The sequence below is a fragment of the Methanobrevibacter sp. genome, assembly GCF_036307625.1.
Taxonomy (GTDB): Archaea; Methanobacteriota; Methanobacteria; order Methanobacteriales; family Methanobacteriaceae; genus Methanocatella.
Window position 1 is genome coordinate 1 of record NZ_JAXJXF010000150.1, and the last position, 9418, is coordinate 9418.

The window sequence follows — 9418 nt, forward strand, 5'->3', positions numbered from 1 at the left end:
CTCATAAGCAATCCAATATACTACGAGCTGACATCATATGAAAACCCTACAAGATACTATCCATATTCAGTTTTCGAGGTCAACGACGGTCTGGTCAGCCTGATGATTTACAGCAATGATGATGCTGAAAACCTATCCTCAGTCGTTACCCATGATGCAGTCAACAATATTTCAGTCAATCTTTGCTTCAGCGACAAGTTTGTCAACCCCACACTGAACATTTACATGTTCGGAGATTTAAACACCAACCTGTATTTGCGTATGGGAACGGGAAATGTATATACCAAACCAAGGGATGATATTTTCAGGAACTATTTACTCCTTGGAAATTACAGCATAGATCTCTCCGGCAGGATTGAAAACAACGACTTTAACTTCACAGAAAACTGCACAATAGATTTCGGAAATTCCTTTTTGAGCACCAAATTTGACAATCTTTATGAGGCAACTTCATACAATCCAGTCAGCATCATCAACGGCACATTTTTAAATCCGACAGCCCTTCCGACATATGTGGAAGTGATGCCGGCATATTACAACTCCAACGATTACGGCTTTGTCAGTTCTGTCAAAGACCAGAAAAATGGAGGTAACTGCTGGGCATTTTCAGGAATTGCAACACTTGAAGCATGTCTCAGCAAGGCAACAGGAGTCAGATATGACTTTTCAGAAGAAAACGCCAAAAATCTGATGGCAGCATATTCCGTTTACGGCATAAAGATTGAAACCAATTATGCAGGATACGAATCAATGATATTGAGCTACCTGACAAGCTGGCTGGGTCCTATTGACGAATCCGTTGAAAACTATGACGACTACTCTTCAATATCCACTCTGGAAAATCCAATGTTTCATATTCAAAACATCAAGTTTCTGCCTGCCCGTACGGACAGCCAGGACAATGCCCTCTACAAACTGGCGATAAGGGACAATGGTGCGGTTTCAGTAACATTCAAGTGGGGAAATGATTTCCACTCAGCTTCCCTTGTCGGATGGGACGACAATTATGTAGGCCATGACTCACTTGGAACATATGCAAAAGGCGCATGGATATTCAAAAACAGCTGGGGAGCGGAATGGGAAAATGGCGGTTTCGGCTACCTTTCATACGAACATAAGATATCCGAACAGATATATCCGAATCTGCATGCCTATACATTTGTGTTCAATGACAACAACCCATATACCAAAATCTATCAGTATGACTTTGCCGGAGTCAGCGAGTTTTACCACTATATGGATTCAATTTACTTCAAAAACACATTCACAGCGGAAAACGATGCCATTCTGTCTGCATTTTCCACATATTTCGACAGCGAAACCAACTTTACGGTTATGGTGTATAAAAACGACCAGCCCATACACTCCCAAAACGGCACAGCCTCTGCGGGATATTACACAATACCTTTCAATACCCAAATACAGTTGGACAAGGACGACAAGTTCAGCATTGCCATTCACAACCACAACAAAGGCTACAACTGTATTCCGGTCTGTTCAGCAGAGGAGATTACCAAGAAAACATTCAGCCAAAATGTTTCATTCATAAGTATGGACGGTGAAAACTGGTTTGACCTTTATGATTACGCAGATTCATGCAATGTGGCCTGTATAAAAGCATTTACACAAAACATCAATCTGACCGACATTAAAATAAACATTGACGAATTCAAATCAGTCAATACAAAAAACGTCAACATCAAGGTTAATTTAGACAATGTAGATGTCAGACAAATCAACTACTGCCTGGTGAAATTCATCATTGACGGAAATACCTATTACGCCCAAATTAAAAATGGATATGCTCTATTGAATATCAATTTGGATGAAGGCCCCCACACCCTCTTTGCACAATATAAGGATAATCTATTCGAGTCCAACATCGTTCAGTTCAACTTTACAGTCAGATACGACTCCTCAAGCGACTCATTCAATGCCCTTCAGGACATAATCAATGATGCTTGGGACAAATCAGCAGTCATTCTTGACAGAGACTATTTCTACAACGAAAAATTCGATGACGGAAAATACGGCGTAATCATCAACAAGACACTTGCAATTGACGGGAAAGGACACACAATAAACGGACTGTGCGATGCTGCCGGATTCTATATCAGCGCTGAAAATGTCGTTTTAAACAACATAATATTCAACAACACATTTTCAAGCAACGGAGGTGCAATCTATATTGCCGCCCGCAACGTTACCCTAAACAACTGCAGTTTCATCAACTCCAGAGCAGATCAAAACGGAGGAGGAATCTATTCCCTCTTTGACATCGGCATCAGCGGCTGTGAATTCACCAACAATACTGCAAAAATGGGAGGAGGACTGTATTTAATCAGCACAAACACAACCCACATCAGCAATTCCCACTTCGCCGATAACTTTGCAGGCACCCACGGTTCAGCAGTATACATCGAAGGAATCGGAACATTTGAAATTTCATCTTCAACCTTCACAGACAATGAAGCCAGATATAACGGAGGTGCAATATCTTCAGTCGTTAACCTCAACAACTTTACCGACTGCATATTTGAAAACAACAAAGCAAATTCAGGAGGCGCAATATTTTCCAATTCCCATATCAATGAGTTCACCAGGACAAAATTCTCAGCCAACACTGTGCAAATAACCGGAGGAGCAATAAACTCACACAACAGAATCACTATCCGTGATTGCGATTTCATGAACAATAGAGTAATCCTTCCAGGTGAACTGTCACCGGTCGGCAACTTTGGAGGCGGAGCGATTTATTCATATGATGATTTGAACATTTACAATTCCAGATTCGACAACAACCGTGCAGGATATGGTGGAGCGCTGTATACCAGCAAATATCTGAAAGTCTACAAATCACAATTCACAAACAATTTCGCATCCAAATATGGAGGAGCAATTTATAACAACATATGGATGAAAATGACAAGCAACATGGGAATTTTTCTGTTTAGCGAAGCCATGATTTACGATTCATACTTTGAAAACAACAATGCTCAAGAATGCGGTGCAATATATGACGCAAAACTGATAAGCAACAGCACTTTCATCGAAAACTATGCAAATTATGGCGGAACCATTTACGTTGCCGATACCGTACAGGATTCAGTCTTCATCAAAAATCATGCAGAATATACCGGTGCCGCATTTTATGACATAGGCACTTTGAAAAATTCCATTTTCATCGGCAATTCAGCAAAATATGGGGGTGCAGGATATAATGCGAATTTAGTCCAAAACTGTACTTTCATCAACAATACCGCCAGCAAAGGCGGCTCAATCTATAGTGCAGAAAATGTGACCAATTCAAAATTCATCAACAATTCTGCAGACTATGGAGGAGCAATCGTCAATAAAGGAAGTATCAATATTTCCAATTGTGATTTTTCAGCCAACAGTGCAAATGTAATGGGTGGAGCATTGTTTATAGGTGAAGAACTTCTAATCGTGAATTCCAGATTTATTGAAAATCTGGCCGACTATGGAGGGGCAATCTTTCTAAGCGAAGGAAATTACACAATCGAAACTTCCACATTCATCGGAAATTCCGCAAATTACGGCGGTGCACTGAATACCTATTGCGAAAGTGAAGAGAGAATAACACACACCAACGTTTTAACCTGTGAGTTTTCACAAAACAGCGCAAACAAAAGTGGAGGCGCAATCTACAGTGAAGGATTCATCATTATCGATTCAGGCCGCTTTATCAGCAATTCAGCGACCTGGGGAAGTGCAATCTTTTCTTTAGGATATATGTATCTCATAGGGGCAAATATCAATTCTAACGAAAATGTAACTCCTGTTTACTTCCAATACAAATACATCAATGAGACTGCATGGTACGGAGACCTGTATCTGCAGGACAATAAGATAACTTCACACAACGGAGCAATCCACTATGATGAAAATGAAATTCAATACAAAATGCCTCTGTATCTGGCATTCACCGGAGGCAAAGCAATCAAAGGCAAAAGCGTGAATGTGGCTCATTTGGAAGACGGAAGCGGAAATCAGTTCTATGCATATGGAACCAGTGATTTGAAGATAACCTTGACCGACCAAAACGGCAACAGAGTCAGCCTCACACTGCCTTACAATATGAGTCTGGAAGGCTACATTCTGCCGACTTCCAAAATAAACTACGGAACATACAAGCTTGACGGAAAGCTATCCAACAACCATCCCGGCAAATGCATAGCAAAACCTGCAACATTGACAGTTACCGATGCAAAAGGAAGAACAGCTCCCGTCATTACACCGTCAAAAGCAACAAAAGTCTATGGAGCCAAACTCACAATAACCGTGAAAAGCATCTCCAAAAAGACAATTGCAAATGTTGCGCTTACTGTCAAGATTAATGGAAAGACATATTCGCTGACTACAAACAAGAAAGGTCAGGCAAGCCTGGCCTTAAAGCTTGCTCCTAAAACCTACACCGCTACAGTCATCTTTAAGGCAAACAAGAATTATGTCGCTACAACAAAATCAATAAAGGTAACGGTCAAAAAGGCCAAAGCGAAGATTGTCACATCCAAAAAGACATTCAAAGTGAAAGAAAAGACAAAGAAATATATCGTAACCCTTAAAAACAACCTTGGAAAGGTCATGAAAAAATCAAAGCTCACACTTAAAATCAAGGGCAAGACCTACAAGGCAATGACAAATTCAAAAGGAAAGGCAACTTTCAAGGTTAAACTGAGCAAAAAAGGAAAATTCAAAGGCACAATAACATTTGCCGGCAACAAATATTATAAAAAGATTAGCAAAAAAGTGACAATTACACTAAAGTAATCATTGGGTGTTAAAATGAACAAAAGAAAGATCGAATATTTAATCATTGCAACGGTGATAATTCTGCTGATTTACGGAGGATATTGCCTGATGAGCCACAAGTATCTGGAACAGAAGGCAGACATTACCGATTCGATTAGCGTGAACTATCCTGCAGGTTCCCAATACACCGTTGTTGGAGATACAATTGAATTCAAAAATCCTCAGGATTCCTTCTACAACATGAACATAAGCAAGCTGAACTCAACCGACAACAGGATAACCACACTCCTGAACAATTATGCAGCGGTGAATGAAGGAACAATCGACTACAAGAATGAAACCTGCTATCTGATTACACTTAAATTTGAAGAAAATCAGGGCTTCAAATATCATTCCCTAATCATTCCGTACAATTCATTCAACAAGGACAACCTGACATTTACCAAGGACACAAGCGTCTATCTCTTTGAGGCAAACAACAGGGAATTCGTTGTGGACACAGCATTCAACAGCAAGGTGAAAACATGACTTTGGACAATCAAAAGCACAACGTGTTTATAAGCTATTCGACAAGAAACAGTGACATTGCAAACAGGATCTGCTATCTTCTTGAGGAAAACGGCCTCAAATGTTGGATTGCACCCAGAAACATTTCATCAGGTAAAATTTATATTGAGGAAATCGGAGATGCGATAAGGTCAACAAAAATCGTTGTTCTGGTCTATTCGTCATTTTCACAGGCATCCCGATACGTAAACAATGAAATTGAAATGGCATATTCCTACAACAAGCCAATAATATCATTCAACATCGACAATGCCGAGCCTAAAGATGAGATGGCATATTTCCTGAAGGTGTCACAGTGGCTTCCGGCATTTCCAGACCCTGAAGCGGAATATGAAACTCTAATTGAGGATTCCCTTATGCTGTGCAATGAGCAGAGGGACACTCCAATCATTACTGACTTTACCAACTACAAGGAAGAGGATCTGACAAGGCATAAGCGAGATTACATATCATTGATTCTTCTATTTACTCCAGTATATTGGGCTTCGTTTATATATATGGGACTTACAGCAAACAAAAAGCTGTGGGCAGTGATGGGGCTGGTTTATCTCATCCCAAGCATAATGATTTTGTTTTTACAGCTCGGGGCAATAAATCTCCTGTTCATACTGCACCCTATACTGAACCTTTTCATTTTGATATTCATCCTATTGTGGATAATGGCCATAATACATGGATTTTTAATCAGAAATGAATTTTTAACAAGAAAATCAATTCTCAGATTTACATTTTCAGACGAAAAGCTATTCGAATACCTTTATGATGAATATATTGAACTTTAGGGAGGTCATATAATGAGCCATGACGTTTACATATGTTACGATGAAAAAGACAAAATCTTAAGCGACGAACTTTACGCCATGTTTGAAAAAAATGGCATGAAAGCATGGAGCAAGTCCAAGGACAAGGCTCCTGGCGACAGCGTCGATGCAATCAACAATGCAATAAGGGAATCCAAGTGCTTTGTTGCAATTCTCGGTGAAAACTCCAAAGATACAAACTACATCCTCACCGAACTGGACATCGCATTTTCAGGCGAGGTTCCTATTGTGGTGTTTAACATCGACGATTCCAAACAGTCAAAAAAGCTGGAGTTTCTTTTAAGGACACAGACAACAATCAATTCATTTCCAAATACCAAAAAGCAACTGGAAACTCTGGTCAAAAAAACATCAGAGATTGTTGGAAAGCCAGCTACCAGCGTGAAAATCGATTCATCAACAATTGATGCATTTGAAAGGATAAATCCGAAAAGACAGGAAAACAAAATCAAGAAATACATTGCTCTGGCCATTCCTCTGGCTGCAATAGTGATTCTTATCTATTTCTTTGTCATCCTTCCGGCAGGCCAGAACACAACTTCAGACGGCGTGTTTTCCATGAACATGACAAAGATTGAAGTTAAGGGCACACATTATAGCGTTTACGGTGAATCATACAATCTGCCGTCCGATTCAAAAAATTACCTCATGAACATCAAGTTTTACGACAAAAACAACAAAAATGTATTTGAGGTAAACTCTACAGCAGATGAATTCAAGCAGGGCATCATCTGGCAGGGAGACTTGCCGACAGGCAATGTCACACATGTTGAATTCAAGCTGATTGACCTGAACAACAAGGTCCTTTCACAGAACAATTATACCATAAGCTGAATTGCAATGTAAACATTGCAATCCTTTTTTTATTTTATAAAACATTTTTTTGAAATGATTGAATTCAGACATTAACATCAGCATTTTGAGAAAATAAATACAATATCAAATGCCCGATATATATCTACACGATTTTAAAAAACAAATATAAAAAACACAACCGTTAATGTCAATGAACAATCGATTAAACCACAGCAATGAAAAATAGCATCAATTTAATCAAGCATTACGCCAAAAAAAAATGTGATAAAATTCAGACATTAACATCAGCATTTTGAAAACTGAAGCCGATTTTTAATGTCTGATATATATCCACATCTTTTTTGAATGTGAATTCTGAAATAGCTAACGTTAATGTCAATGCACAATCGATTAAACCGCAGTTATGTGAACTGCCATCAATTTAATCAATCATCCATGAACAATAACGAAACTCATTTAACATCAGATAGGTACGTTTGGAATTCTTTCCTGAGTGTTCTGTCTGGCCCAGTTGGAACCCATGCTGGTATAATAGTTCTTGAAGTGAATTTTAGCATCGCTGGACAATTTATAGTTAAGCTTAACCACCAAACCGACACCTGCGAATTTTGCCTTGAACTTATCCAATGACACCCAGCCTGTAGGAATCCTGGAATCACCTCCAACATCATATGCTCCCCAGGAATTGCTCACAAGAATCTTTTTGCCGTCCTTGCTCACATCTATAACAGAAACATAATGATTCGGCAGGAATGCGACAAGTGCAACTCCACCCTTGGCCATCTGCCTTACTCCGCTGTCCACTGAATAGTAATAGGAAGTGGTGAAGTGATTGCAATCCAAAACATATTTGAGATCAGGAATATTGATTCCACCGTCCATGCGCGCATTTTTCTGGAAGTAATATTCGGAATGGTAATTCTTCAGAGCCTGGCTACAGACGCTGGCGGAAGTAGGTCCGCAGGTATATCCTGTATTTTGAATGTCACGAACCTCTGAGTATGTCAGGGATTTGCCCTTAAGATTGACTGTGACTGAAGCCGGCCAGTAGTTATACGCATTCTTTTTGACAAGCTTGATGTTGATTGCCTGTTCGATTACGTTCCATTTGCTTCTCTCAAGAACATGATAATATTTAGGAGCCGCTTTTGTTCTAAAGCAGACGTATTTTGACATTTTTCCATATAAAAACAAACAGTAGCTGTCCCTTTTAAGCACTATACTATATTGGTCTTTTGTAAGGGTGTATTTTGCATCTCCGTTTGCCCTGACAAAGCTTGCAGGCATGACATCGATATCCGGAACGCCCTTTACCAGTGCAATACTTGTCTTGAATGGATTTTTAACGTCCCCCTTGATGCAGTTAATCTTTTTGGATTGGGAAAACTTGGCGATATTTACAAGAACTGTGTATTTTTTGGCTTTAAGCTGAGGTTTTATGATAGTGAAACCCTCTGCATTGACCCTTTTCTTAAATACCTTGCCGCCTATGGTTATCTTAACCGTATTGTTTGCAATGATTTTTTTAGAACCGGTTAAATATCCTCAGATAACCGTTGGTGAGCAGTTTCGCATTTGCTATATTGATTGAAAAAGTGTCGACGACATAGAGTTTAAATGACTTGGAAAATGCCTTATAGGACTTGTCTCCCTTAAAGGCAATGTTCATAATCCCAGAACTTGCGGTTTTTGTAATTGCAATTCCAAATTTACCCTTGGAATCTGTGGTTTTCACATAGGTTTTTCCGTTAAATCCTATGCTCACTTTCTTGTTTGCGACAATCTTGCCGTCGGAGGTTCTAAGATACATGGAATATGTATCTCCCTTCTTGACATAATTGGAATTTTTAACGACTTTGAGACTTTCCTTTGAAGGATTACTTGCAATTTTAGTGTTTACAGACTGGGCTGATGCATCAAGAACCTCACTGTTTGAAAGGTTATCAGACTGCTGGACAGGTGTTACTTTACTTTCATCCATGGAAATTTCATCCGATTCAGCCACATCCAACGTTTCATTTAATGAATTATCCGATGCACAAGCAAAGCCTATGCTTAAAAACAATACTGCAAAAAGCAGAATAAATTTTACATACCTCATTTACTCACCAAACATCTTTAATTTATTTCCCAATGCGAAAATTGAGTTTATAATATGAATATTATATGGACGTTCAACAATATATGTTTATCTTATTTGACAATGTTGAAATCCTAGAATTTTTTTCACTAGAAATTCCACCCACTTGATTTTTTAATGGAATGATTTAAAAGCTGAAAGTAGTAAACTATTTTATTTCATTACAGAATTAATATTATATACTAATAATATATTAGGTGATTTAATGAATAAGAAAATATTTTTAGTAGCTATATTTTTAATTGTAGGAGCTTTATCTTTGGCTGCAGTTAGTGCTAATCCAAGCGTAAACACTCCAAAC

At 38.8% G+C, this 9418-nt stretch carries 6 protein-coding genes; 4 read left to right on the top strand and 2 right to left on the bottom strand.

Annotation, left to right across the window (positions count from 1 at the left end; all coding sequences use genetic code 11):
* The 4 genes from UIB65_RS09490 to UIB65_RS09505 all read left to right on the top strand — a co-directional run.
* Nucleotides 1-4791, top strand: a 4791-nt coding sequence (locus UIB65_RS09490) for a lectin like domain-containing protein (RefSeq protein ID WP_330041185.1), incomplete at its 5' end; no start/stop codon positions are given.
* A gap of 15 nt (nucleotides 4792-4806) precedes the next feature.
* Complete coding sequence (locus tag UIB65_RS09495; RefSeq protein ID WP_330041186.1) at nucleotides 4807-5301, top strand: hypothetical protein; 495 nt, start codon at nucleotides 4807-4809, stop codon at nucleotides 5299-5301.
* Entirely contained in the window at nucleotides 5298-6122 is an 825-nt protein-coding gene (locus UIB65_RS09500; RefSeq protein WP_330041188.1) for a toll/interleukin-1 receptor domain-containing protein, read from the top strand. The genes UIB65_RS09495 and UIB65_RS09500 overlap by 4 nt, the downstream gene beginning before the upstream one ends.
* Before the next feature lie 12 nt (nucleotides 6123-6134).
* Nucleotides 6135-6995, top strand: a complete 861-nt coding sequence (locus UIB65_RS09505; protein ID WP_330041189.1) for a toll/interleukin-1 receptor domain-containing protein — start codon at nucleotides 6135-6137, stop codon at nucleotides 6993-6995.
* Nucleotides 6996-7439: 444 nt separating this feature from the next.
* Here UIB65_RS09505 and UIB65_RS09510 read toward each other — a convergent pair whose 3' ends face one another.
* Nucleotides 7440-8264, bottom strand: coding sequence for a hypothetical protein (locus tag UIB65_RS09510; RefSeq protein ID WP_330041191.1), 825 nt, complete (start codon nucleotides 8262-8264; stop codon nucleotides 7440-7442).
* A gap of 238 nt (nucleotides 8265-8502) precedes the next feature.
* A complete protein-coding gene (locus UIB65_RS09515) occupies nucleotides 8503-9078 on the bottom strand; it encodes a hypothetical protein (protein WP_330041193.1) in 576 nt (191 codons plus the stop codon).
* Nucleotides 9079-9418: the final 340 nt, after the last annotated feature.